24 protein-coding genes and 2 rRNA genes are annotated in these 26792 nt (G+C 40.1%); 1 reads left to right on the top strand and 25 read right to left on the bottom strand.

The window, feature by feature from the left end; all coding sequences use genetic code 11:
* Positions 1-107, bottom strand: a 16S ribosomal RNA gene (locus L0657_RS27775); the annotation flags it as partial.
* Between the two features lie 254 nt (positions 108-361).
* Positions 362-1996 (bottom strand): L-glutamate gamma-semialdehyde dehydrogenase, encoded by a 1635-nt coding sequence (pruA, locus tag L0657_RS27770; RefSeq protein ID WP_235154131.1) that lies wholly within the window; start codon positions 1994-1996, stop codon positions 362-364.
* A gap of 274 nt (positions 1997-2270) precedes the next feature.
* Between pruA and thrC the strand changes: the two genes are divergently transcribed.
* Positions 2271-3581, top strand: coding sequence for a threonine synthase (gene thrC, locus L0657_RS27765; RefSeq protein WP_235154130.1), 1311 nt, complete (start codon positions 2271-2273; stop codon positions 3579-3581).
* A gap of 138 nt (positions 3582-3719) precedes the next feature.
* Here the strand turns inward: thrC and L0657_RS27760 are convergent, their stop codons facing one another.
* The 23 genes from L0657_RS27760 to rrf all read right to left on the bottom strand — a co-directional run bounded on the left by L0657_RS27760 (position 3720) and on the right by rrf (position 26631).
* Positions 3720-5534 carry a tetratricopeptide repeat protein gene (locus L0657_RS27760; RefSeq protein ID WP_235154129.1) on the bottom strand — a complete coding sequence of 605 codons (1815 nt, stop codon included), beginning with the start codon at positions 5532-5534 and terminating at the stop codon, positions 3720-3722.
* Positions 5535-5968: 434 nt separating this feature from the next.
* Entirely contained in the window at positions 5969-7582 is a 1614-nt protein-coding gene (locus L0657_RS27755; RefSeq protein ID WP_235154128.1) for an Ig-like domain-containing domain, read from the bottom strand.
* Between the two features lie 72 nt (positions 7583-7654).
* On the bottom strand, positions 7655-8557 hold the full coding sequence (locus L0657_RS27750) for a class I SAM-dependent methyltransferase (RefSeq protein ID WP_235154127.1): 903 nt from the start codon (positions 8555-8557) through the stop codon (positions 7655-7657).
* A complete protein-coding gene (mnmG, locus tag L0657_RS27745; RefSeq protein ID WP_235154126.1) occupies positions 8558-10420 on the bottom strand; it encodes a tRNA uridine-5-carboxymethylaminomethyl(34) synthesis enzyme MnmG in 1863 nt (620 codons plus the stop codon). It abuts the gene before it with no gap.
* A gap of 74 nt (positions 10421-10494) precedes the next feature.
* The gene (gene ybeY / locus L0657_RS27740) at positions 10495-10908 is read right to left on the bottom strand and encodes an rRNA maturation RNase YbeY (RefSeq protein ID WP_235154125.1); all 414 of its coding nucleotides are present in this window, start codon (positions 10906-10908) and stop codon (positions 10495-10497) included.
* 206 nt (positions 10909-11114) lie between these two features.
* Positions 11115-14438: a DUF4175 family protein gene (locus L0657_RS27735; protein WP_235154132.1), complete on the bottom strand. Its 3324-nt coding sequence runs from the start codon at positions 14436-14438 to the stop codon at positions 11115-11117.
* A 138-nt stretch (positions 14439-14576) separates the two neighbouring features.
* The gene (locus L0657_RS27730) at positions 14577-15320 is read right to left on the bottom strand and encodes a hypothetical protein (protein WP_235154124.1); all 744 of its coding nucleotides are present in this window, start codon (positions 15318-15320) and stop codon (positions 14577-14579) included.
* A gap of 78 nt (positions 15321-15398) precedes the next feature.
* Positions 15399-16211 (bottom strand): tryptophan synthase subunit alpha, encoded by an 813-nt coding sequence (trpA, locus tag L0657_RS27725; RefSeq protein WP_235154123.1) that lies wholly within the window; start codon positions 16209-16211, stop codon positions 15399-15401.
* The gene (locus L0657_RS27720) at positions 16208-16600 is read right to left on the bottom strand and encodes a Dabb family protein (protein ID WP_235154122.1); all 393 of its coding nucleotides are present in this window, start codon (positions 16598-16600) and stop codon (positions 16208-16210) included. Before L0657_RS27720 ends, trpA begins: the two co-directional genes overlap by 4 nt.
* Positions 16601-16662: 62 nt before the next feature.
* A complete protein-coding gene (locus L0657_RS27715; RefSeq protein WP_235154121.1) occupies positions 16663-17319 on the bottom strand; it encodes a dual OB domain-containing protein in 657 nt (218 codons plus the stop codon).
* Positions 17320-17329: 10 nt separating this feature from the next.
* The gene (locus L0657_RS27710) at positions 17330-17770 is read right to left on the bottom strand and encodes a DUF488 family protein (protein WP_235154120.1); all 441 of its coding nucleotides are present in this window, start codon (positions 17768-17770) and stop codon (positions 17330-17332) included.
* Positions 17767-18396: a DUF488 family protein gene (locus tag L0657_RS27705; protein WP_235154119.1), complete on the bottom strand. Its 630-nt coding sequence runs from the start codon at positions 18394-18396 to the stop codon at positions 17767-17769. The genes L0657_RS27710 and L0657_RS27705 overlap by 4 nt, the downstream gene beginning before the upstream one ends.
* A gap of 60 nt (positions 18397-18456) precedes the next feature.
* The gene (locus tag L0657_RS27700) at positions 18457-18657 is read right to left on the bottom strand and encodes a hypothetical protein (protein WP_235154118.1); all 201 of its coding nucleotides are present in this window, start codon (positions 18655-18657) and stop codon (positions 18457-18459) included.
* 90 nt (positions 18658-18747) lie between these two features.
* Positions 18748-19947 carry a tryptophan synthase subunit beta gene (trpB, locus tag L0657_RS27695; protein ID WP_235154117.1) on the bottom strand — a complete coding sequence of 400 codons (1200 nt, stop codon included), beginning with the start codon at positions 19945-19947 and terminating at the stop codon, positions 18748-18750.
* A gap of 4 nt (positions 19948-19951) precedes the next feature.
* Positions 19952-20602 (bottom strand): phosphoribosylanthranilate isomerase, encoded by a 651-nt coding sequence (locus L0657_RS27690; protein ID WP_235154116.1) that lies wholly within the window; start codon positions 20600-20602, stop codon positions 19952-19954.
* Positions 20599-21417 carry an indole-3-glycerol phosphate synthase TrpC gene (gene trpC / locus L0657_RS27685; RefSeq protein WP_235154115.1) on the bottom strand — a complete coding sequence of 273 codons (819 nt, stop codon included), beginning with the start codon at positions 21415-21417 and terminating at the stop codon, positions 20599-20601. Before trpC ends, L0657_RS27690 begins: the two co-directional genes overlap by 4 nt.
* Positions 21414-22100, bottom strand: a complete 687-nt coding sequence (locus tag L0657_RS27680) for a prolyl oligopeptidase family serine peptidase (protein ID WP_235154114.1) — start codon at positions 22098-22100, stop codon at positions 21414-21416. Before L0657_RS27680 ends, trpC begins: the two co-directional genes overlap by 4 nt.
* 58 nt (positions 22101-22158) lie before the next feature.
* Positions 22159-22749 carry a Uma2 family endonuclease gene (locus L0657_RS27675; protein WP_235154113.1) on the bottom strand — a complete coding sequence of 197 codons (591 nt, stop codon included), beginning with the start codon at positions 22747-22749 and terminating at the stop codon, positions 22159-22161.
* On the bottom strand, positions 22746-23732 hold the full coding sequence (gene trpD, locus L0657_RS27670) for an anthranilate phosphoribosyltransferase (protein ID WP_235154112.1): 987 nt from the start codon (positions 23730-23732) through the stop codon (positions 22746-22748). Before trpD ends, L0657_RS27675 begins: the two co-directional genes overlap by 4 nt.
* A 50-nt stretch (positions 23733-23782) precedes the next feature.
* Positions 23783-24349 carry an aminodeoxychorismate/anthranilate synthase component II gene (locus L0657_RS27665; RefSeq protein ID WP_235154111.1) on the bottom strand — a complete coding sequence of 189 codons (567 nt, stop codon included), beginning with the start codon at positions 24347-24349 and terminating at the stop codon, positions 23783-23785.
* A 46-nt stretch (positions 24350-24395) separates the two neighbouring features.
* Positions 24396-24785 carry a tautomerase family protein gene (locus L0657_RS27660; RefSeq protein WP_235154110.1) on the bottom strand — a complete coding sequence of 130 codons (390 nt, stop codon included), beginning with the start codon at positions 24783-24785 and terminating at the stop codon, positions 24396-24398.
* Positions 24786-24797: 12 nt separating this feature from the next.
* Positions 24798-26219, bottom strand: coding sequence for an anthranilate synthase component I family protein (locus tag L0657_RS27655; protein ID WP_235154109.1), 1422 nt, complete (start codon positions 26217-26219; stop codon positions 24798-24800).
* Positions 26220-26519: 300 nt separating this feature from the next.
* A 5S ribosomal RNA gene (gene rrf, locus L0657_RS27650) occupies positions 26520-26631 on the bottom strand.
* Between the last annotated feature and the right edge of the window lie 161 nt (positions 26632-26792).

Genomic DNA, 26792 nt, shown 5'->3' with positions numbered 1-26792 from the left:
ATACGCGTTACGCACCCGTACGACGGTGACATTGCTGCCCCCTCGCCTTGCATGTATTAAGCCTGCCGCTAGCGTTCATCCTGAGCCAGGATCAAACTCTCCATTGTAAATTTTGTTTTGTGGTAATCCCGAAAAATTCCACGTTATCTTCTTAAACGAGTTTTTCTTACTCTTTTAGTTTATCTCATCATGTCAAAGAACAGTACCAATCAAACTTTCACTCTCACTTTTCGTTTCCGCTGTCTGCGATTGGGATTGCAAAGGTAGAAAAAATTTTTCTTGCTGCAAGAGGTGAGCAAGAAAAATTTAAAAATTATTGAAAATTCTTCAAGTATTAAAACTATTCAAAAAAATTATCCAATTATGACTCCAAAAGGAAGGGATATTTGTAGTTTTCTGGTGAAACTAATGTTTCCTTAATAACACGTGGAGAAACCCAGCGTAACAAGTTTAATACAGATCCTGCCTTGTCATTGGTACCGGATGCACGGGCTCCACCAAATGGTTGCTGACCTACTACCGCCCCTGTCGGCTTATCATTGATATAAAAGTTACCCGCAGCATTAACCAAATGTTCTGTCGCATATTGAATCGCATAACGATCCTGAGCAAAAACAGCACCCGTTAAAGCATAGGGAGAAGTCGAATCTACAATCGGAATTATTTCTTCGAATTTATCAGCATCATATACGTAGACAGTAAGTACCGGCCCAAATATCTCGTCACACATTGTTACATAATCTGGCTTTGCTGCTTTAATAATGGTTGGCTGGATAAAATATCCCTTGCTCTTATCAACCGTTCCCCCTGCAACAATTTCTGCATCTCCCGGGTTGCTTTTTACACCTTCTATATAAGAGGCAATTTTATCAAAGGATTTTTCGTCTATAACGGCATTGACAAAATTCGAAAAATCTTCCACGCCTCCCATTTTTATCTCAGCCAGATCGGCCAACATGTATCCCTTCACCTCTTCCCACAAATTAGAAGGTATATAAGCACGCGAAGCCGCCGAACATTTCTGTCCCTGATATTCAAATGCACCACGGATTAATCCCGTTGCCAAAGCCTTCGCATTTGCAGATTTATGTGCTAATACAAAATCCTTACCACCCGTTTCTCCAACAATTCTCGGGAAGGTTTTATAGTTACCAATATTTTCACCGATCTCTTTCCAGATTGTCTGGAAAACCTTTGTGCTGCCTGTAAAGTGAATCCCGGCAAAATCAGCATGCTTAAAAACAATATCACCTGCCACCGGGCCATCCGCCAGAATCATATTAATTACGCCGTCAGGAAGTCCCGCCGCCTTAAAAACTTTCATGATCACATTGGCTGCATAAACCTGTGTAAATGCAGGTTTCCATAACACAACATTACCCATAAGCGCAGGAGCAGCAGGAAGATTACCCGCAATGGCCGTAAAATTGAAAGGAGTAATAGCAAAAATAAATCCTTCCAAAGGACGATATTCCATACGATTCCAGACACCATCAGAAGATACCGGCTGTTGCTTATAGATATCAGTAAGGAAATTTACATTCAGACGAAGAAAATCGATGATCTCGCAAGCTGAATCTATTTCCGCCTGATAGGCATTCTTCGACTGTCCCAACATGGTCGCAGCATTTAATTCCGCGCGATAAGGTCCCGCGATTAAATCAGCAGCTTTTAAAAAAACAGCAGCACGTTGTTCCCAATGCATAAGTGCCCAGGTTTTCCGTGCTTCCAAAGCCGAATCAATTGCCTTCTTAACGTCATCAGCATTTCCTTCATGAAAATATCCCAGTGTATGCTGATGATCATGAGGAGGGGAAACACGCTTTTTGTTTTGAGAAAATATCTCTTCCCCCCCAATATATTGAGGAATCTCAACCTGTTTTGACCTGGCGTATTCCAAAGCCTTTTTCAATTCGCTTCTCTCCGGGGTTCCGGGAGCATAACTTTTAACAGGCTCGTTTCGTAAAGCCGGAACATTAAAAAGTCCTTGTGACATCTATTATATTAATTTGAAAATGAATCAATTATATTAAAAATATATGAGATTTTTTAACGTTTAAGACACGTTATACTTTTCTGTATTACAATAATCTTTTTTAGAGCTTGTAGGTTCAAAAACTATAATGGCACCTCAAAAAAGTTGTTTAATTAATACTTGTTTTAACAAGGCAAGTTATGATACTTTTCTCAAAATTACACTTCCAAGATACCTGACACGCAGGTATTTTAAGTAAATTTGTACTTTTCAGTGCGACCTTATTTTTTATATAATGATATTTTATAGTACAAAAACTGCTTCGCTAAAAGCATCACTTGAAGAAGCTGTATTCAGAAGTTTACCTCCGGATAATGGTCTTTACATGCCTGAAAGTATTCCAAAGGTTTCACAGGAATTTTTAGATACTATTGAAAATAAGTCCTTTAAAGAAATTGCTGTTGAAATAACAAACACACTTTTAGGTGATGATATTTCCAAGGAAGACATTGAAAAATTAATACATAGTTCATATGACTTTGATGCTCCCATTCTAAAAATAACGCCGGATGATTATGTTTTAGAGCTTTTTCACGGTCCATCCATGGCGTTTAAAGATTTTGGTGCGCGCTTCATGGCAGCACTAATGTCTCATTTTTTAGTAAAATCAAAAAAGGAAATTCAAATTCTGGTTGCTACTTCCGGAGATACAGGTGGAGCGGTGGCTCAGGGATTTTTCAAAGTTCCTGGAATTTCCGTGACAATTCTTTATCCAAGTGGTAAAGTAAGCGACATTCAGGAAAAACAACTTACCACGCTTGGCCATAATATTACCGCATTAGAGGTTGACGGAACTTTCGACGATTGCCAAAAATTAGTAAAGGAAGCTTTTTTAGATCCTGAACTAACCGAGAAATTTAATTTGGCTTCTGCCAACTCGATAAATATTGCTCGTCTTATTCCCCAATCTTTTTATTTCTTTGCAGCTTATGCGCAGCTGAAAAAACTTGGTAAGCCAATTGTATTTTCAGTACCAAGCGGAAACTTCGGAAATTTGAGTGCAGGACTTTTAGCCTATCGGATGGGCTTACCCGTTGAGCGTTTCATTGCCTCTACAAATTTGAACAATTCAGTTCCAAGATATCTTAAAGAAGGAAGCTTTGAAGCACATGCGTCGATCGAAACAATTTCTAACGCTATGGATGTAGGTAACCCAAGCAACTTTGTCAGACTGGTGCGGTTTTTCGGCGACGACTGGAATTTGGTTAAAGAAAAAGTTTCAGGTTATTTTTTCAATGACGAAGAAACCCAGGAATCGATGCGTGAAGTTTTTTCAAACAGCCATTATCTACTTTGTCCTCATACAGCAATAGCCTACCGCGGACTTGAAGAATACAGAAAAAATTCAGACGGAAATTTTACCGGCGTTTTTCTCTCAACAGCACATCCAGCCAAATTTATTGATCTTGTTGAAGAAACATTGGGGAAACCGGTAGAAATTCCGGAAAGACTGCGATTACTCCTTTCCATTGAAAAAAAGTCAATCAAATTAAATCCTGTGTATTCAGACTTTAAATCACTACTATTTAGTAAGTTAGGTCAATAAAATTGAATAATTAAGCGACTGAGATTTTCGTAAATGGATTGAACTGCATATTGGTTCGCAAATATTTAATTCTAAAAAGGAAGAGCGAAGCTAATTTTAGCCTCGCTCTTCCTTTTTTTGGTCAACCTTAAAAACTTCTCAATTAACAACGTCACCTCTTAGCAAGCGAAATCTTTTTCGTGATTCGGCGACGAAAATACTTCCCGGATATTTTTCCATCAACTCTTGATAAAATTTCATTGCCTCATCTTTATTGTTCAATTTTTCCTGATCAAGTTTTGCCATCGCAAACAACGCATCATCACCAAGAATGTCTACACTATATTTTGAGTACAACAATTTCAATGCCGCCATAGCCTGTTGGTTACTGTCAAGTTTCATGTAAGTTTCAGCCGTCAGCCAAAGAATTTCATCAGACAAACTATGATTTTGATATTTATTATAAAGATGTTTCAGCGTATCGATAGCATTATACTTCTTATTCTGAAATAGTAAAAGTTCCACCGCCGAATATTCCCTCATTGCAGTTTCATTGCTGTCCAGTCCGGTATTGTCCATGATCAGCAAACCCAGCTCGTTGGCGTCATTCGCAATTTCGCGGGATGTTGCCTTCTTTAAAATATCAAGAACTTCCTTGGCTAGTGCAAAATCACCTTTATAATAATGAAGTTTAGCATTCCGCAGCTTTGCCTCATAACCCAGTAAATCGTCTTTTTGAGATTTCTCCACTTGTGAATATAACAGAGACGCTTCCCACGGTTCACCCTGAAGCAGATAAATATCACCCAGGTCCAGCTTGCACTTATCGACAAACATCTTTTCCTGTTTACCGCCTTCAATAGCCATCTGCATGATATCGATAGCTTTTTTAAAATCATCCAAATAGAATGCATTCAGCGTTGCCATGTTCCGTAGTGCTTCAACAGTTCTTGCGTTCACACCCAATTCATCAACAAGCTGCTGATATTGCCCCAATAATTTTTGCACCTCTTCCCTGCGTACTGGATAAGTATTTTTCACCTGCTCTTCCCTCGAAAAAATGGCCATTCTGCGGGCAACCGGATAGAGCTGTCCCTTTGGATATTCCTTGACCAAGTGATCAAAAATCGCTCCGGCATTAACATAATCCTCATTTTGCAGAGCCAGCATTGCGAGATTATAAAGGCGGGTACCGTTATGCTTGAATCTTTTGTCCAGTGCCCTTTCTTGTATAAATGCTTTATAAAAGTCCTTTTTCTGAATTTGATACCAGATCAAAAGCTCATTATAAAATCCTTCGTTAGGAAACTTCTGGATCTTGTCATAAAGCACTTTTTCTAAAAGCACTTGTTCCTTCTCGTCCTTGGTAAAATCCTGAAGCATATTCTGCACGACTTCGATATTCTGATACCTGGTACCATAAGATAGCAGTTCATCAATCATTTTCTCAGGATCATTCAAATCCCGATAAACACTGGCTAGCTCCAGCTGGAACAAATCGTTACGTTTAGAAACTTCCCTTCCACTCATCAACGCATTTTTAGCCCATTCGGGTTGGCCAGTAGATCGAAATTCATCGGCCATATCCCGCTTCAGATCAATTCGCAGACCCGAAGCATTCAATGCCTGTTCATTCTTCTTCTCTGCTTCCTGAGCCTTTCCCTGTCCGTTTAACATGGCAGCCCAGGACATGTAGTACCAGGCAGAATTGAGGGCATCGCTCTTTATTTGTTTTTTAAAGAACTGCTCACCTTCATTCCAGCCTTTTGTCTTTATGATACAGCTCGTGTAATTTTTCAAATTGCCTTTATCATATCCTGTCTTTAAAAGTGCAGTATAATAGGTCAGCGCCTTTGGGCAGTCATCCTTTTTGAAGTACTCCTCGGCCATTTCTTTTTCACCCTGCGCCCAGGCCGCGGACGCCGCCCCGGAAAAAAATATATAAATCAATAAACCACTTAAACCCTTTTTCATAATAGATAAAAAAAATTCTTTTTTAATTATTATTATTCTCTAGCACTGTGGATATGTATATAACTATCTTTTCCACTGTAGATTAACACAGTTATCCACATTTTGTGGATAACTGTTAGGGTTTATCCACTGCAGTTTTTAAATTTGTCCACATTTAAGTTGTTGAGTCACAAGGTAAGAAATTATTTATAGACATCTTGTTGTTGGTAACTCCTGCTCTACCCCTTTAAAAGTTATACACATTCTCTACAGTGTATTAACGTAGTGTTAACTTCATTTTAGATGTGGATTATACACTTTAGAATTTAAACTTGATTTTTATCCACACAAATACTGGGTTATCCACATAATTGTTAACAAAATTTTGGTATTTACCCACAGGTTTTTTGAGATATCAACATAGTTATCCACACTTAGTGTATAAGAAATATTTATTATTTGAGTGTGGACAAGTCAAAATTGGTGTCGTTTATTTCAAAATTTGCCTTTATGAGTAGCTTTTCCGAGAAATAATAAATTTTTTCCGGCTGTCGGTTGTCACTTGGCAGCCCCGTATCCCATCTCCTGTTATTATTAGTATCTATAATGAGCCTTAGAAAATAATTTCCTTGAGGGATATGCCGAAATGTATAAGGAGTGGTGTATAGTGACTGAAGGATTTTATATTCCTGATCAACCAGTTCAAGAATGACGTGGGTGGAAGAATCAGCACCGATCACAGCGCCGCGCAGCAGACCATAATCCTCTTCATTCAATACCTTATGTTTAATAAGCATTTTTGCAAGTGTATCGCCTTCAATGCTTAGTATACTTCCCTTTGGTATATCCCATTTTATACTATCCTTAGCGGTTGATTTTGCGCTAATTTTAATTTGATTATGGTATTTATTCCAGGCCCATTTAAAATTGCTTAGCGGTTCTTTTGTTAAACTATCGCTGATTAATTGGATCTTTTTATCGTCAATAAAACCCACCGGTTTACTCCACTGAAGTTCGTAATCAAAGATCTTTGCAAGGGGTTTATTTTGAGCTGGAAGAGACGTCATGGTAAATGGATCTTTTTGTCTTTCCTTTCCGCGCTGCTGCAGAAATGAGACTTTTATAGTATCCTCCGCAGTTTTCCCGAGCGAATCGGTTACAGTCATTCTAATATAGGTAGTATCCGGATGTGGTTGGATATTGAAGAATTTTAGTTGCTGATTGTTCTCAACAATGTAGGGCAGTGTATCCTTATTCATGAAATTTACGCCTACTTTTTCAATTCCTTTATTAAAAACAACCGTGTAATTATTGACCTTTGGTATCGTTCGCTGGACACGAAATGGTGTATTATCGGATAAAAAAAGTGAGACATTATAGTTCAACGAATCGGAGCCAGCGTTCACGGGTTTTTCTAAAAAGCCTATCCTTTCATCTTTTGCATTGTATAAAAGATTGCGGTTTTTGTCATCAATCGCGAACAATCGATAGTTTTTTATTTGGGCGTTTTCGATGGAAAAAACACCACTGCTATCTGTTCTTGAAAAATAGAATGGTTTTTGTTTCACAATATTGAGGGTATCACTTATTGGATACAAGCCTACGAGTGCGTCAAAAATTGGCTTATTGGAACGGAGGTCTTTTACGGTTCCATAAACCCGTCCGGAGTCCAGAGAACTTCCGGTGCTAAATACCAGTTTCAAATTTTTCGCAGGGTTTTTTTCTGCATAATCCTTGATCGCGTCGCCAAAATTGAGCGTATAGGTGGTGCTGTCTTCGAATTGTTTTTTAAAATTTAATTCAATTGAAGTGCCTTTTTGTTTGAAGGTGTAAGGGTTTTCTGCCTCAGGCGTAATGATCAGTTTTTGTGTAATATTATCTATCACAACATACTCGTCAAAGAACAGGGAGATCCTGCTACCCTTAAAGTTCAGTGTACGATTTGGCGGATCACTTTCAATTAAATCAGGGGGAATTATATCTTTTTTACCCCCGGTTGGAGCTACCTGTTGCGCACATTTTGCGAGTAAAAAAAGACAAGCAATCGGTAAGAAATACTTCTTGAACATAGTTTAATATTTTAAGCAAAAGCCCTCAATACGAAACAATGTATTGAGGGCTGTTATAGGTTTTACAGTTAGTTAAATTTTAGAAATGACGTAAATGAGGCTGGAGGTATTTAGGCTCTCATATGAGCTGGAATGACCCCTTAAATTAGACTTCAGCCCAGTCTTAACACTATCTAACAGGTTTATTTTTTTATCCTTATATTTTGTACTCAGCATGCTTACATAGAAGGAGTCGAACCACATCGGCTGTATATCATCAATCTTTAATTGATGCTTTTTTGCCAGTAGAGCCATGGTTGCTTTCGTGAAATGATATAGGTGTCTCGGCACATCGTAGGCCGCCCAAAACCTTCCATAATTGATAGCATCAGCGGACTGTGGATTGGGAACAGCGATAATGATTTTACCGTGATCATTCATGTGGTCTGACAACCAGTCAATCGTTTCGTTCAGCAAATGGACATGTTCCAGAACATGCCAAAGAGTGATTATATCAAACTTTTTTTCCTCCAGCTCTTTGGCATTTATAGTCTCAAAAACGCTTAGGCCTGCTCGCTGAGACGCCAATTTTCTGGCTTCTGCATCTGGTTCGGTACCGTAAGTTTCCCATCCGGCCTGCTTTACAGCCTGCAAAAAATTGCCGGTTCCACAACCGATATCCAAAAGCTTTCCTTGCCTGGGAGAAAGCGTTCCTATCAGCTCAATCTTCTTCTTGATGGTATAATTTCTCACCGAAGTATAGACCTTGTTCATCAACCCTTTTGAGTCGTCATGATGCGAGATGTATTCTTCGGATTGGTAATAGGCACCAATCGAATTCAGATCAGGGCGTGGGTTGGTGAACAGGAAGTAACATTTGTTACATTGCTGGATTGTAAATTCTTTTTTTGTTACGGTATAGTCATCAACATTTAAAAAATTGTTGAAGCTATTACCATTGCAAACCGGGCATTCAATTAAAGTTTCTAGAGACATTTATCTTCCTATAAATAACATGAGCACCGAGATATCCGAAGGGCTGACACCACTAATTCTTGATGCCTGCCCTATGGTTGAAGGTTTGGTTCTTTTTAGTTTTTCCCGCCCTTCAAAGGATAACGATGTAACAATATCGTAGTTGAAAGTTTCGATAATATTCAGGTCTTCCAGGCGATTCATTTTTTCTACCAGCAGCTTTTCTTTTTCAATATAGCTATCGTATTTAACATGGATTTCCGCCTGCTTAAGCGTGTCTTCTTCATACTTTTCAAGTAATGAGGAAATGGCAAGACTCGCATTTGAAATTTTCTCAATGGTGATCTGCGGACGCTTCAGTAATTGTGTTACAGAAGTTTTCTCTCTAATGGGTGCAGAGCCTAATTCCTCCAGTGCTTGATTTATCTCTTCTGGCTGTAATTTGTGTCCGTTAAATTCTGAGATTATCTCTTCAACCTGCGCCACTTTCTTGCGAACATTGTCAAGTCGCTCCTGATCTGCCAAACCGATTTCAAAGCCTTTTTCTGTTAGACGAATATCAGCGTTGTCCTGGCGAAGCAAGGTTCTGTATTCTGCACGCGAGGTGAACATTCTATAGGGCTCCTCAGTACCTTTATTAATCAAGTCATCGATTAAGACGCCGATGTATGCTTCGGATCTTTTGAGAACAAATGGCTCAAGAGCATTTACATTTCTGTGTGCATTTATCCCTGCCATCAAACCCTGACAAGCTGCTTCCTCATAACCCGTCGTTCCGTTAATTTGTCCAGCAAAAAACAGGTTTTTAATCCGGTGCGTTTCAAGCGTTGATTTCAATTGTGTCGGTGGGAAGTAATCATACTCGATCGCATAACCTGGCCTGAACATTTTGACATTTTCAAATCCAGGGATTTTTTTCAAAGCAGCATATTGTACATCTTCCGGAAGAGAAGTTGAAAAACCATTCACATAGACTTCAACCGTATCCCACCCTTCCGGCTCTACGAAAATCTGATGACGATCTTTGTCTGCAAAGCGGTTGATCTTATCTTCAACAGATGGACAGTATCGTGGACCAAGACCTTTAATCCGGCCAGAGAACATGGGAGATTTTTCAAAACCTGTTCTCAAGACTTCGTGTACTTCGTTGTTGGTATAGGTTATCCAGCAGCTACGTTGCTTGGTCAGTTTCTTAGTGTCTTTATAGGAAAATTTAGCCGGATTTTCGTCTCCGGGTTGTTCTTCCATTTTTGAGTAGTCCAAAGATCTTCCATCTACTCTCGGCGGCGTTCCGGTTTTCATTCGTCCGGTTTCAAATCCTAGGGTAATCAATTGTTCAGTAATTCCGGTCGCAGCTTTTTCTCCTGTTCTGCCTCCACCAAAGTTTTTCTCACCAATATGGATAAGTCCATTCAAAAATGTACCGTTGGTTAAGACGACAGATTTCGATTTGATTTCGATTCCCAGACTAGTCTTAACTCCGCTGACCTTATCGCCGTCCAGTAAAATTTCCTTCACGGTATCTTGCCAAAAATCCACATTAGGATTGTTCTCCAGAATAGACCTCCATTCCAGGGCAAACATCATCCGGTCGCTTTGACAACGTGGGCTCCACATGGCAGGACCTTTGGACAGGTTCAGCATTCGGAATTGGATCATCGTCTTGTCGCTGACAATTCCTGACTGCCCGCCCAGTGCATCAATCTCTCTCACAATTTGACCTTTGGCAACACCACCCATGGCCGGGTTGCAGGACATCTGCGCTATGGTGTGCATATTCATTGTAATGAGTAAAACGGAGGAGCCCATCGTTGCAGCTGCCGCAGCTGCCTCACAACCGGCATGGCCAGCTCCTACTACGATTACATCATATTCTTGAAACATAATTTTAAGTTTTTCTCAAATGTTGTGAAACGTGAAATTTTGAAAAATTTCAAAAGTGTTCCACGTGGAAATATTTAAAAAAGTGAAAGACATTCATCTTCCTTCGCTCGCATCTGGGCCTTTAGTTCCTCACTAGTGTCGGTATAATCCATTAAATGTAAGAGGCCGTGTATCAAGACGCGCCGCAATTCAGATTCAAAGTCGGCGCCAAACTCAACAGCGTTCTCTCGCACACGATCAACACTTACATAAATGTCGCTTTCAATTTTTCCTTCTTCCTCACTGTTATCAAACGTTATAATATCTGTATAATAGTCGTGATCCAGATATTGTTTATTGATTTCCAATAAGTAATCATCAGTACAGAAGATATAATTCAGGTTAACTAATTCATAACCCTCTGATTCAGAGATAGTTTTAATCCATTTCGTCGTTTTGAGCGGAAATGGGAGTTTAAAATCAATCTCCTCCGAGAAAAATTTAAGCATACTTTAATTCAGAAATGACTGTATTATAATGAGTTATACCACAAAAACGATTCGATTTTCAACAAATCAAAAAGAAAATTTGGTGCAAAGGTAGTAAGTATCTAATTACGATTTAATTAACTGCCTGTTTTAGGCTGTTTTTAACCTATTTTAAGAATCAGAACGAATCTCAAAATAGGTTAGATAGTAACACTTGATTGAAGCAATCAGTTCTTTGCCTGGTATTTGCGGAAGTAAGTGTCGACCTCTCTTTTGTAGAAAGGAGAAAACGTAGGTGGTATCGTGCGAAGAAGTTCTGTCTGCTTTTCTTTTTCCTGAATGTATTTTTCGAAAGCTGCAGGCGGCTGACGAGGCGTTTCCTTGGCCGTTTGCGCCTTACGTTGCTCGTCCTCGTCCTGTTCTTTCATTGCTTTTTCAGACTCAAGTAATCTGGTAGTGATTTCCTTATTTCGTTTCATTAACTCAGGTGTAACACGTTTGTTAACAAGATCCGTTTCGTTCTCGTCCATCTTATCGATGATCTCCTGCAATTCTTGTCCAAACATTTTTCCAGCCTCCGTTCCCTTTTGAGCGTCCTTCATAGCCTCCACCATCTTCCTGATCATCGCCTGTTCAGCTGCCATTCTTGCCAGTTGTTCGGACATATTACCCTGCCCCTCTTTACCGGATCCAAGCTGTTTGATTTTCCCGTTCAGCTTTTCCTGCATCTCACCCATTCCCGGCTGTTCACCCTTCTGTTTGCCCTTTTTTCCTTTACCCTGCCCCGGCATTGCCATTGCCATTTGCTGCTGCATTTGTTTGAAAACATCGCTAAGCATTAAAGCGAGATTATTCATCGAGGTCATAGAAAACTGCTGCTTCGATGTAGCTACATTGATATTTCTGTCTTTAATACTTTTAACGCTTTCGTCCATGTATTGCTTCATGTCATTCAATTCCCGGGTAATAAAGGACTGAATCTGTACAACGCGACTGGCTAGTGCATAAAGGCTATCCTCAACAACTTTCGCATCGTCTTTCAGTTTCAACTGCTGCTGGCCAAGTTTTACAAAACGTGGATCCTGCAGATTCACACCACGAAAATCTTTCATCAGTTTTTCCTGATCAAAAGATAAAGTGATAAGGTTTTCGAGAATATCTCTCAACGCATCCATATCTTCCTGCATCTGCTCAGCCTCTTGCGCTTCCATGGCTTCCATCATCGACTCAGACATTTCCCGCATCGACTTGGCTGCTTTTTTCTGGGCCTGAGCCGCTTTTGAATTCTGCTGCTTGGCGAGTTGCTCCTTACCTTCTTTCATCTGCTCAGAGGCGTTTTTTTGCTCTTCCTCTTTTGGGTCAATGGGCTGTTCGAGCTCCTTACTCAACTCTTCTATTTCCTTGGCATTTTCCTTTGCCTTATCAAACTCTTCCTGAATTTTTTCCTGCTCCTTTTTCAGATCTTCATTCTTACCTTTTTTGTCCTCAGAATTATTGTTTTTATCATTCTGTTGAGATTTGTCCGCCAATTCTTCTTCCTTGTCCGCTAGTTTGTCAAGCTTGTCAACCAGATTTTCCATTTTCTGTTCCATCTGCATCTGCTTAAAGAGCTTCATGGTACGTTCAAGTTCCTTTTCCAGGTTATGTTCTTTGTTTTTCAGTTTATCTAGCGTGTTGGACATCCGTTCGCTTTTCTTCTGATCTAGCAGTTTCTGAAGTTCTTTATAAAGTTTATCCGTATCATTATCCATAAGCTCCTTCATCAGTTTCTGAAGCTGATCCAGTTTTTCCTGAAGCTCCGGGCTTTGCTGGCTAAACTGTTTGGATTTTTCATTCATTGCCTGGTTTTTCTCCTGCAGGGACTGAAGTTCTTTCATCAGCTCCTCACGCTTTTTCAGGACTTCCTCAATTTGTTTTTTTTCTTTAAAATCGAGCTCCTTGTTACTTTTCAAACGGTCATCCAAAGCAGTCAGATCTTTTTCAAGGCTCTGCGCTTTTTTCATTGCTGACTCAATCTGATTTTCTGTATTCTGCTCAGACTTACGAATCTCGGCTTCGAGCTGATCCTGCGACGGAACAGTGAACTGAATAGACCTGGAACGGGCACTTTTTGCACCGTTTACGCCGTCATTATCCCACACCTGAGCAAAGTATTCAATCTTGTCTCCCGGAGCCAGTTTAAGGCTGTCTACATACCACTGGAAATAAAAGCTTTGTGTGTTAACCGTTTTGTTAAATGGGATCGGGATGGATTTTGGAGCTGATCCTTTCTTCTCATTTTCCCGCTGCACTGAATAGAACAATTTCAATTGTGAGAAACCATAATCGTCGCTTATCGAGCCGCCCAAAACAAGATAATTATACATGGTCGTATCCTGGAAATTTTCCAGAGACATGACAGGGAACTTATCAGGGATCACATTGATATAATAGCCAATCTTGTCGGAATTGGCAGCTTCATCATTTTTAAGCTGAATTTGATATTGTGCAGAGCGGCGGACTGATCGTTTTGTTACCTGAAATCCTTCGTCATCGTTCTCCGAAGCTTTGTATAAGAGAGAATCATTTTCAAAGCGGATGGCCAGTGAATTTGTTGACGAGGTATTGAAGTTCCATTCAACCGTTGTGCCTTCCGGAATTGACAAATTACCGACATTATTCAAACCTTCCGAAGGCTTATGTAAGTAGGCGGGATAATGCAGATTTACATCAAACGAAAGTAATGAAGGACGCTCAATCACAGTTAGCTTGTACTCGTCCGAAAGAAATCCGGCAGCTTCAAAAGAAAAAGCAACTTCACGCTGGATATTTTTAAAAATATAGGAATACTGCTGATTACCTTCCTGATTGAGTTTGAAACGCGTTCCATTTTGTACCAGATACACATCTTTTGGCAAGGCGTCACCTTTCAGCCTTAACTTCAAAGTAAAATCTTCATTACGAAAAGCCTTCAAATTCTTGTTTTCCAATTGGAAAGAAAAAGGCGCGTAAGTATAATTTTTCTGAAAATGGATGATCCTGTCGGAGCTGGAAGTGAAAAATGAGGGATTAAAGAGTAAGATGACTCCTATCGCCGCCAACGGATAAATGGCATATTTAATCCATTTTCTGTTTTCGTTAAATCGTATTGCATCTGAAAATTTTACGATCAGCAGCTGCCCTGATTTTTGGCGGATACTGGCTTCGATAAGGTCAGACTGCGTTCCGGAAAGATTTCTGAGCTGTAAAGTATTCAGGAGCTTATCACCAACTTCTGGAAAATATTGGCCGATTTGCAAGGCAGCATCTTCGTCCGAAAGAGGCCTTTTAAGGCCGAATAAATGTATCAGCGGCTGAATTACCCATTGGAAAAACGAAAACATCAGCACGGCCAGAAATCCGAAAAACAAGGTTCCCCGGACACCGGAACTGAAACGTCCAAAGTATTCAAGTGTATTAAATATGAGATATACGCTCATCAGCAGCGCCGCTGAAAAGATGATACCTTTCAAAAGCTGGTTCTGATAATATTTTTGCCGGTATTCCTGAATACGAAGGAGAAGTCCTTCCATCACTGGTGTAAAAGCCGCCATAGGATTTGGGATTGTATTGATTACTATGGTAACGATTTTACAAAGCAAAAAGTACGATTTCCTCCGCCGACCATAGAGCGTACTAATATAATCTTTTTTATGCTAATTTGAAAGATTTTAAAGCGAAACCAGAATTCCGGCGCTGATATAATTCACCCAGTTGAAATTGTAGATTTTATCATTATCTGCCCCACCTTCCAATACACGATATCCGAGTTTTATTCCCAGAGACGAATTAATCTGATAGCTGGTGCCGGCGAAAATATCTTCCGCGCGTCCCTGTTTCGCTGCAAGAGCGTCACCCTCAACGATGAATGACCAATGGTAATTAGGCTTGTAACGAGCATAGAAATTAATGATGGGAACAAATCCGACATTGTCATAATGTGTGTCCAAGAACTCGTTTTTGAAACGGATATCAGCATCGCGTATTTTGGCTGTTAACCCCGCTCCCACCTGCCAGCGACCTTGCTCGATGAAATTATATCGATAAGTCAATCGGTAAGAATTAAATTTATAGAAAACATCCACAGGAGTATTTGAAGCAAAATTCTGACCGTTAAAGTTTATGTTTCGGTCAAAACTCCCATTGTATTTCAATGTCAGAGGGGCATATAAAAGCAGAATGTTATGTCGTTTCGCAAAAGTATATCCCAACCTGATACGGTAAAAAACTTTGTTATTACTATTAAGATCTTTTGATAAATTTACTTGCGTTCCGCCAATACTTGGAATACGGACTCTATTATAGCTGGTACCCGGAATAATTCCGCCTTCGAGATCAAGTCGAAATTGTGCTTTCGAAATGGTAAAAACACAGGTGAAAAGCACCAGCGCTACAATTTTTGAATAAGTTTTCATAGGCTCCAAACAAAAAAACAAACAACCCGCCTGCCGGATTGTTTGTTAAAAAATTGATGCCAATGTTTTCTGGAAATATCAGGCGTCCATTGTCACTGAAGCTGGATTTTTTATTTCCTGAACAAACTGGCGAATATCATTTTCGAGGTCTTTGCTTTCTTCCAAAACGCGTATGAATGCACTGCCGATGATGGCGCCCTGAGCATAGTGACAAGCCTTCACATAGGTTGCATTATCCTTGATACCAAAACCAATCAGGCGCGGATTTTTCAAATTCATCGCATTGATGCGGTTGAAATAAGATTCCATATCTGTGCTTACGCCGCTTTTCGAGCCTGTAACGCTGGCAGAAGAAACAGTATAAATAAATCCTTCACTAGCCTGATCAATCTGTCTGATACGCGATTCCGAAGTTTGAGGTGTTACCAGGAAGATGTTCAGAATTCCATACGCATCGAAAATGGATTTGTATTCATTCAGATAAACATCCATCGGCATATCCGGCAGAATAAGTCCGTCGACACCAACTTCTGCGCATCTCTTGCAGAAATTTTCAACTCCAAACTGCATGACAGGATTGATATAACCCATAAGTAAAACAGGAATAGTAAGCGTTTTGCGCATATCCTGCAACTGATCAAAAAGAAGCTTTACAGTCATACCATTGTCCAAAGCTCTTTCATTGCTTTTTTGAATGGTTTCCCCGTCAGCAACCGGATCTGAATACGGCATTCCGATTTCAACAAGATCTGCGCCGCCATCCTGCAAGGCGTCCAGCACTTTTGTGGTATCGTTCAGTTCCGGAAAACCTGCTGTGAAATAAACGTTAAGCAGCCCCTCGCCGGGCTGGCTTGTTGGTTTTGTATTAAAAAGATTAACTATTCTGTTCATTCCTGTGTCCAGTAATCGATCACTAAAACTTTATCTAAATGCGGTTCCAAAACTTTCACAAATGCTTTGTGGTCTGGATGAGGCAGGTAAGCTGCGCGCCCTTCTTCGCTGTCAAAAGATACGAAAAACATGTGTGTGAAACCCTGGCTAAGTCCTTCCGGGCTATTGTTCGTTCCCCATTCAAAACCTTTCACTTCTTTCACTTTTGATGGAAGTTTGCGAAACGCATCTTCAACTTCTTTTACTTGTGCCGGCGTGGCAGAGTCTTTAAATTTAAATAATACGGCGTGGCGAAGCATTTTTTTAGGAGCTGTTTTTTTATCCGAATTTGCGTAAGCGATTGTTCCAAAAAGTAGAAAACCGGCTAAAAATAAAGAAATGTATTTCATTTTGAATAGGTTTATTATTTAGGTTAAATTAAAAGTTAAGCAATTTATAATTATAATTTGAATTAAGGCGGACCGGGAATAATTCCGGCCACTAGCTTATAATACCAGCCATTGAAATTTATACCTATCGAAACGCATAAATATAAGCTGCCGATCACATTTAAAATTGCAGGGTTGTTGGTGTAAAGTTGTGAAAATACAGGATCCGTTACCGGAAAATCGTATTTCGTTTCATTGTATGAAAACTGTAAACGAATTTTTTTCTTACCTGGGTCATCGGGATTAATCTTTTCAGTCACCTGAAACTCATTGACGCGCAAAAGTACCAGCGAATGATCCAGAAAGACAATTTCATCCGTTGAAAGTGCTTTTCCCCAATTTCCAAAAATATAATATCTATTGTCGACCAGCTTGTTTAAGCCATTTCGGTTAAACCTTCCGACGACATTTAACTGTTCGTCTTTAAAGAAAATATTCTCTGATTGGTAAGATGGTTTAACAGGAATACCGGTTGATTCTATCTCGACAATATCCAGCAATTTAATATGTGTTACCCAGTGCGTATAAATTTTACCGTGCTGTGTGTTGCATATCGGACGTATCCATTTCGGGCCATTTTTTCCAATGATAGGCTCATTGTTATTGTTTAGCTCGATGCCTGCCAGGCACCTTCCCCCTTCTTTTATAGAATTGGCTAAACAGACAAAACGAATTGTCACCTTACCGTGATCAGATCAGGTGTGTGATTTGGATATCATTTCTTACCTGTTTCAAATATTCAGCAAGCAACCTGCGGTGGCATTTGTCAGGTTTGTGCTCGCTGCATAACAGGCAATTCTGGTGAAGATTTTCGACGTTGATTTTTTGAGCAATTTTACGGATATCGAGCAAGTTCAGATACTCCGTTTCATATTCATTCCAGCTTAATTTTTTTGTACGGTACAGGTATAGAAGTTCCTTTGTCGGCGCGAAATCCAGGTTGTGGTCATAGGAAATATTGCCAATTTCCCTGGCGAAGAATTGCAGATCAGATCCTTTTGCAAAACCTGAGAGTTGGGAAACATTATTGATCCGTGTATCGACGAGTCGTTTGATATCCGAATCCTTTAACAATTTAAAGAATGTTTCCGCTGGCTTTTTGGTGAAACCAATGGTGAATAAATTGATCATAAATTTTCATCAGTGTTGTGTGTGTATGGAGAAAAAGCGATCTCCTGATTTTTTAGACGGTATGCAGTTCTGATTTGATCCTGAATTGTGATATTAGGTTCAAACACAGTAGGAACAGGCAGTTTCTTGTAAAATTTCTTGAAAAGAGCCTTTTCAAGCTGTTCGTTTGAAGCGAGAGATTTGTCTTTGAGGATATGATTTACATCAAATCCTTTTTCGGCCAGAGCACTTGAAATCATAGAAAAGCGGTGACAGTCCAAAGGATCCGCCTCTGAACACATCAGAGCGATCGTGAAACCGTTTTCCAGGCCCTGCGTTAATCTTTGGATGCCTTCTTTGAAATGATCTGAATTCCTAACTTTTTCGAAATCAACTTTTCCATCAGGATCAAGAAGCTGGGGATCAGTATGTCTGGCGCCGAATTCTTTCGAAAAATGCAGATAGGTGATACCGCTGTTCTTTAAAAAAGCTGTGAGCGGCTCTTTATTAAAATGGGGGTTGTAGGCACTGGCCGCAACGCTTCTGACGTCGATTAGGCAAGTGATTTTGTAATGTTGTAACAGTTCCAGAAAATAATCCGGCGGATGGCTGGAATGGCCAACTGTGAATAGTGTGCGTGTGTTCATCGTACAATCAATAGTAGTGGTTACAATACGATCATGATTGCGTTGAGTATTAAAAGTTATTTATGCTGAGCAATTTAAACATTCACCCTCATCACTGAATTTCAGACGGTCAAATTCTCCAAGTTGTTCTTTCAATTCTAGAATTTCATCTTCAATTTCGCATCTTTCAAATAAGGATAGGTCGCCAGAGTTTACTTTCTTTTCAAGCTCTTGCACTTTAAGACGCATTTCAAAAACTTCCGGTAATGCCAGTGTAGCCATTGTTAATAATATTTAAAGTAGCTGTTGGCTATTAGCTTTTAGGATTAGCTCTCTCCGCCGGAATCCTGTTGGCTAATAGCCAGTATCTATTTAGTTAATGTATTTCATATAAGTTGCCATATCCTTATCACCACGTCCAGAAAGGTTAATGACCACAGTTTCGCTGGTCGTAGCTCCTAAACGGTTTAAAATAGCCAAGGCATGAGAAGTTTCCAATGCAGGAATAATCCCTTCAAGTTTTGTAAGTTCAAAAGCTGCTGCAACGGCTTCTTCGTCCGTAGCGGATAAAAAGGTGCCTCTGCCACTTTCATAAAGATATGCATGCTGAGGACCGATTCCAGGATAATCCAAACCAGCAGAAATAGAGAAAGGTTCTACCACCTGCCCGTCTTCAGTTTGCATCAATATCGTACGACTTCCATGCAAAACTCCCGGCGTGCCCAAAGCTGTCGTCGCTGCCGAATGTCCGGAACTGATGCCTTGTCCAGCCGCCTCAACAGCTACTAATTTTGTGTCAAGATCGTCAAGATAATGGTAAAATGCACCAGCGGCGTTACTGCCTCCGCCTACACATGCAATGACATAGTCAGGATTTTCTTTACCCGTCTGTTCTTTCAGCTGCCATTTTATTTCTTCTGAAATAACCGATTGAAAACGAGCGACCATATCCGGATATGGATGAGGTCCAACCACAGAACCGATGATGTAATGGGTGTCAACAGGATTATTTATCCAGTGGCGCATAGCCTCGTTTGTAGCATCTTTCAGCGTTCTTGAACCGCATGTTGCCGGTCTTACTTCTGCCCCAAGCATTTTCATACGGGCAACATTCGGAGCCTGACGTTCAATATCCAGCTCGCCCATGTAGACGATACATTCAATGTCCATCAGTGCACAAACCGTAGCCGTAGCCACACCATGCTGTCCTGCGCCGGTTTCTGCTACAACACGTTTCTTACCAAGTTTTTGAGCCAATAAAATCTGTCCGATTGTATTATTGACTTTATGGGCTCCGGTATGACACAGATCTTCACGTTTCAGATATATGTTCGTTCCGTACTTTTCTGAAAGTCGGTTAGCGTGGTATAGAGGCGTTGGGCGACCTACATAATTTTTAAGTAAGTCATCATATTCCTTTTTAAAAGAAGGCGCTGAAATGATCTGAAGATAATTTTCACGCAATTCTTCTACATTAGGATATAACATTTCCGGTATAAAAGCACCGCCAAATGTTCCGTAATACCCCTGGCTGCTTGCCTGATATGCATTTTTCTCTTGTACTGTTTCCATAAGTTTATGCTTCTGCCTGTTCCCCTTTTTTAACCCTTACCTTATCGAATAGTATCTTTAATTTTGAAATATCTTTCACACCCGGTTCTGTTTCAAACATACTATTTACATCAATTCCGTAGATAGGCAGTGTTTTGGACAAAGCAATCACTTCATCTATATTTTCCAAACCTACTCCTCCGCTCAGGAAAAACGGTTTTTCGTTGTCATATCTTTTCAAAAGGCTCCAGTCAAATGCTTTTCCATTTCCTCCCGGATTATCTCCTTTGGTGTCAAACAAAAACATATCACAAAATGATTTGTAATTGTTCAGCATAGCAAAGTTAAACTGGTCATGTATTGAGAACGCCTTAATGATATTGACGCCCTTCTGACGAATGCTCCGACACATGTCCGGGAGCTCATTTCCATGCAGCTGAGCGTACTGTAAATCATATTTCTTAACAGTATCCAGAATATATCCCGGACTTGCGTTCACAAACACCCCAACCTTCTTGATTGTGTTCGGTATGCTTTTAACAAAATTCGCGTCCAAATCATTACCTACGAAACGAGGGGATTTTTCGGAAAATATAAATCCAATGAAATTTGGCTGCAATGCTATCAATTCTTCAATGTTGCCTTGCTGGCGCATTCCGCAAACTTTAACTTTCATACAACGTGAGGGTTACTGTTACCAATTCGTAATAAATTATTTTGCAATGCTACCAGCGCTGCTCCCGGATTTTCTGTTTTCATGAATGTTTCTCCGATCAAAAATCCTTTAAAGCCATAATTAAACAGCTCAAAAATAGTTTCTGCATCACTCAGACCACTTTCAGATATTTTAACAAATGAATCAGGAATTTGTGTACTTAAATCTATGGAAGTTTGAATGGAGGTCTCAAAAGTTTTAAGATTCCGGTTGTTTACGCCCACTATATCGACTGTATCGCACAAACTTTGTGCCAGCTCCTCAGAATTATGAACTTCTAAAAGAACTTCCATTCCAAGATCATGTGCCTTTTCACTAAGTGCTTTTACCTCAGATGGTTCAAGACAGGCTGCGATTAAAAGAATTAAATCCGCGCCAATAGACTTGGCTTCAAAAAGCTGGTATTCATCCACAATGAAATCTTTCCTAAGCATTGGGATATTCGGATTTGCTCTACGGGCTTTTAAAAAATCATCAAAAGAACCTCCAAAAAAGTCTATATCTGTCAAAACGGAAAGCGCCGACACTCCTGCGGAAACATAATCAGCCGTCACAATTTCCGGCAATACCTCACCATTGATGACCCCTTTCGAAGGAGACTTTCTCTTAAATTCTGAAATAATACGAGGAGCCTGAGTATTTCTTAAATCAGCTGACAGAGAAGCGGAGGTACGACCAAACAATTCCTCTTTTTCAAGGTCAGCGATGCTTTTTATCTTTTTTGATAACGCAACTTCGACTCTCTTACGCGCAATAATTTTCTCTAATATATTCATTTAGCTTTCCTTTTGTGCTTTAACATCCAGTCGTAGATGTCATATATATCTTGTTTTTCGTAAAGCCACTGGATACCATGTCCTTCATTTTCCAGGACTGTCAATTCAATTTTTCCTTCGCAGTCACGCAGTTTTTTCACCTTTTCTTCCGTTTCTGAAACCGGTACAACGGCGTCCTGTTTGCCATGAAATGTCCAGGTCGGTATATGACGGATGTTGCAAAGATTTGTAACATCACTGTCCCATGCACACAATGGTACTAAAGCCGCGAATTTATCAGGATATCTTTTTGCAAGATCAAAGGTACCGCCGCCGCCCATGCTTACCCCAGTCAGATAAATCCTGTCCGGATCGATTTCGTATTTGGAATTGAGTTCCGCAAATAGAGATTCAAACCAGTTTTCCTCAGACCAGTTTCGGACACCCGACGGACATTGTGGTGAGACAATAATAAAATCAAAGTTTCTTCCCGCTTCTACAAGTTGAGGTGGTCCGTAGGCTTTAAGTTTATTTATATCATTTCCCTTTTGGGAACTTCCGTGAAGATAAATTACCAACGGATACTTCTTTTTTTCAGTGGTATATCCTTTCGGAAGATAGAGCAGGTAGTTGTATTTCTTAGGTTCTTCGGAGCTGTTTTCAGTTAGATTGGAGCCGCTGATTTTTGCACTTGTTTCTGACAACAAGCAGATATTTAAAAGTGCAAATAAGTAAACGGACCAAAAACTCTTTATCATTTTTTTAATCTTTGAAAATATCAGCAACGTTTAGTTTAAAATCAGGAAAAACATGGCTTGTAATAACATCTGCCGTAGTAAACGGATGTAGTCCAATATACTTTCCTTCCTCATTTAGAATATAAACAAAAATGGTCTCGGTAGTAGGCTCTGCCAGCCAATATTCCTGCACTCCATTTTCTTCATATACTTCAAATTTATTTTTCATTTCTACCTGGGAATTACCGGGAGAAAGAATCTCAATAATCAGGTCTGGCGCTCCAATGCAACCTTTACCATCAAGTTTTTCAGTATCACAAATTACGCATATATCAGGTTGAACAACCGTATCAATTTTAGTCGTGTTATCGGCTTTCCGAGGAGTTAAACGAACATCAAACGGCGTGGCATAAATCTGACAAGTTTCGTTATTTAGAAAGTTGTACAGCTCTCCCAGGAAACGCGTGGAAATCCTTTGGTGTCTTCTGGCCGGTGCCGGCGACATTTTGAATATTTTCCCTTTGATCAACTCCACACGCTCTTCAAACTCCCATTTAAGGTAGTCTGCGTAGCTGTAAGTACCATTCATATCGAGTTGATCCAGGCTTGTTATCATGCTGTCAGTTTTTTAAAGCTTTGCAGAGCCTTTTTACTTTCCAATGATTCACGCGCGACTTCAACAGCATCGAGCAAGGCCAGTTTTGGATTTGCACAATGTAAAGCTAACGCCGAATTAGCTAAAACTGCCTGTTTCTGGGCTGAGGTAGCTTCATCGTTTAATACATTCATGAAAATTTTTGCTGAGGCTTCGACGGTATCGCCACCGGAAAGTTCGGAGGCGCGCAACGTATCCAATCCTAAATGGGAAGGAGTCAGAACTTGCTCTGTATGAGCTGTTATGATTTTAAATGCACCTGTTAATGACACTTCATCGTAACCGTCTAGGGCGTGAACAACCAGAAACTGTTTATCAGTCTGTTGGTAAAGATAAGCAAAAAGTCGTGCTAATTCAAGACTAAAAACACCAACCAATTGCTTTCCCGGCGAGGCAGGATTTACCATCGGGCCCAGCATATTAAAGAACGTTTTTATACCTAATTCTCTGCGAACCGGGGCGACGTTTTTCATGGCCGGATGAAAAAGTGGCGCGTGTAAAAAGCATACACCAGCTTCGTCAATCTGTCGTTCCAGAATAGATCTGTCATTCGTAAATTTAGCTCCCAGAAATTCGAGTACCGTGGAAGAGCCACACATGGACGACACACCATGATTTCCATGTTTTGCCACGCGCTGTCCCGCACCTGCCACAACAAAACACGAAAGCGTGGATATGTTAAAAGTATCCTTACCGTCTCCGCCTGTTCCGCAAACATCAATTGGATCATAAGCTGATAAATCTACCCTCAGACACATTTCCAGCATTGCGTCACGAAAACCTTCCAGCTCTTCAACCGTAATGCTTCTCATGGCATAAATCGTGAGGAATGAGGCAATTTCCGAATTGGAATACTGGCCGGAACTGATGCCAATCAGAATTTCTTTGGCTTGTTCTTTACTTAATACTTTGTATTCAAATAAATGTCCGAGAATATTTTTCATGCTTGAAATTCATGGATGGCGTTTCGCCTTTATTAATAAAATAAGAAGGATTACAAGTTTAACCAGTTTTGCAGCATTGCCTTTCCATGATCAGTTAAAACCGATTCAGGATGGAACTGAACGCCTTTTACGTCATACGTTTTATGAGAAAGCGCCATTACCCTACCCGCTTCGTCTAACGCAGTAATGGTCAGATCATCGGTAAAAGTTTCAGGAACTACTGTCCAGGAATGGTATCGTCCAACCTGAATTTCAGAGGGAAGACCCTGAAAGATGCGGTCTGTGGAATCTGTTACAATGGCCTTATCACTAATGCCATGCAGTACATCTGTCATATTTTCAAGACTTGCACCGTATACCTCGCCGATTGCCTGATGACCTAAGCAAATACCCAGAATACTTTTCGTTGGGCCATACTGGCGAATAAGATCCTGCATTATACCAGCCTCGGATGGAATTCCCGGACCAGGAGAAAGAAGGATTTTGTCATAACGATCAACTTCTTCCAGGGTGATTTTATCGTTACGGAATATATCTACCTCACCATGTAGTTCACGGAGAATGTAAACTAGGTTGTAGGTGAAGGAATCGTAATTATCTAAAACAAGAATTTTCATTTTTTAGAGGTAAAATTTGGGTAAAGTTTTGAGATCGCTAAGTATTTCACACGGAAACTTTGTAATCTAATATCAGTTCGTCACCTGATTTTCCACGAATGCCCCAGTTATGAAGCGGAGTTTCTGTTAAGGTGATTTCAACATCATTTGGCCTTATGCCAAATTCTTGCTCAAATCGGATAAAAATCAATTGATACAGATCATTCTTCGATGCAACGGAACGCCCTTCAAAAAGGGAAATTTCAATGATGGTGTACCTGTTGGTCCTATCTTGGGGATAGAAAAAATCTTCATCATCCAGATAAAAGAACCGATGTATGCGTTTGTTTTCAGGATATTTGAAAGCTTCAACGATACATTTGTGCAAAACATCAGAAACCAGGCTGCGGATTGGCATCAACTGTGACCGTATTCCATAAACTTTAACCTGTCCCATAACACTGGCCTCTCAGATTGTTTCAGCTACATCAATTGCTTTACGTAACGCGGCCAGCTTGCTATTAATTTCCTGTAATTCGCTTTCTACATTAGACTTGGCCACAACGCCCATTCCCGCGCGGTAAAACAGGGTATTGTCTTTACTAAGGAAAGTACGAATGGCAATGGCATGGTTAAAATCTCCGTTGAAATCCATAAACCCGATGGCACCACCGTAAATGCTGCGATTGCTGGTTTCCATCTGGTCAATCAGCTTCATGGCGTTATGTTTTGGTGCTCCGGAAAGCGTTCCTGCCGGGAATGTGTCTGCCACCAGTTGTAATGGATTTACGCCTTCATTCATCCTTCCTACAACTTTTGAAACAAGGTGAATGACATGAGAATAATATTGAACTTCCTTATAATTTGTAACCTTAACGGCATCACAGCTGCGACTTAAATCATTTCTTGCCAGGTCAACAAGCATTACATGCTCAGCAGTTTCTTTTGGGTCATTAAGCAATTGTTGTGCAGCTTCCGCGTCTGCCTGATCATCACCCGTTCTCCGGAAAGTGCCGGCAATCGGGTGAATTTCCGCCTGGCCATTTTTAATAAATATTTGCTTTTCGGGAGATGAGCCGAAAATTTTATAATTGCCGTAATCGAAATAAAACAAATAAGGGGATGGATTGATTGAGCGTAACGCCCGGTAAACATTAAATTCATCACCCTGGAAATCTCTGCTGAAACGACGGGAGGGCACGATCTGGAATACATCCCCTCTTAAACAGTGGTCGATTCCTTTCTGGATCACGCCTCTCATTTCGTCATCAGTTACGTTGGATGTTTCGTCTGAGGTAATATGAAAATCGTATTTAGGGAAATTTCTGTTTTTAATCAGCCCCTCCAACATATCGAGGCCGCTCTCTTCGCTATTTTCACCGTATTGATGTTCAAAAATGTAGAGTTCATTTTTGAAGTGGTTTATCGCTATAACGTAACGGTAAACCTGGTAGAAAATCTGATCAATTTCAGTTTCCGGACTTGTAGGTTGAATTTCAATATCTTCAAAATAAGTAACCGCGTCATAGGTCATATGACCAAATAGGCCATTTGTAATAAACGGGAAACCACTTTTTTCTGAAATAAAGCTTTGCGCATAGCCATATAGTGCCTGAACGGCGTCTTTACGTTTAGCAAGCGTAAATGTCTCTATTGAGCCGTCGGGATATTTCTGAGTGACAATGTTTTCATTTAGCTTAAATGAAGACACAGGATCGCAGCAGATATAGGTGAACGAGTTTTCATTACCATGATAGTCCGAACTTTCAAGCAGGATCGTATTTACAAAGCGATCCCGAAGTTTCAGATAAATAGAAACGGGTGTAAGGGTATCTGCCAGCAGTTTTTTATGCCGGGTAGAAATAGAAAAGGTTTTGGTTAAAGCGGACATATTTTAAGTTGGAATAGATATAACAAAAAAGCGGCTAGCTGTCAGATGAACAGCTAGCCGCTTGGAAAGTATATTAGATATCTTATACTACACAATAGAGCTTACTCGTCCATCTTATTAAGACGTGCACGCCACCACCAGGTAATATTTGAAGTAATTGTCATGTTTTGATTTCGACAGATTTAAGTCGATACAAATATATTAAAAATGAAATTAGTCCTGCAATAGTAAGGAGAAATAAAGTTTTGTTATAAACGAAAAATCCCATCTCTTATGAAGATGGGATTAGTTATAATAGTATTGTGGCGGCTACCTACTTTACCAGGTTTGACCCAAGTATCATCGGCGGTTCCGGGCTTAACTTCTCTGTTCGGGATGGGAAGAGGTGAACACCGGGCCAATAGCCACCAACAAGATCTTTGAGTGTACAATGGTTGAATTTTGATTGAGTGAATTTTGAATGTATTCTATCATTCACTCATTATATCATTCGACATTGAATTTCATGTCATATTGGAAGCAAAAGAGAATGAGTTAAAAGTTGTGCAAGCTATTGGGTAATTAGTACTGCTC

The sequence above is a fragment of the Dyadobacter sp. CY345 genome (assembly GCF_021502725.1).
Taxonomy (GTDB): domain Bacteria; phylum Bacteroidota; class Bacteroidia; order Cytophagales; family Spirosomataceae; genus Dyadobacter.
This window is presented reverse-complemented; position numbering and strand designations above follow the sequence as displayed.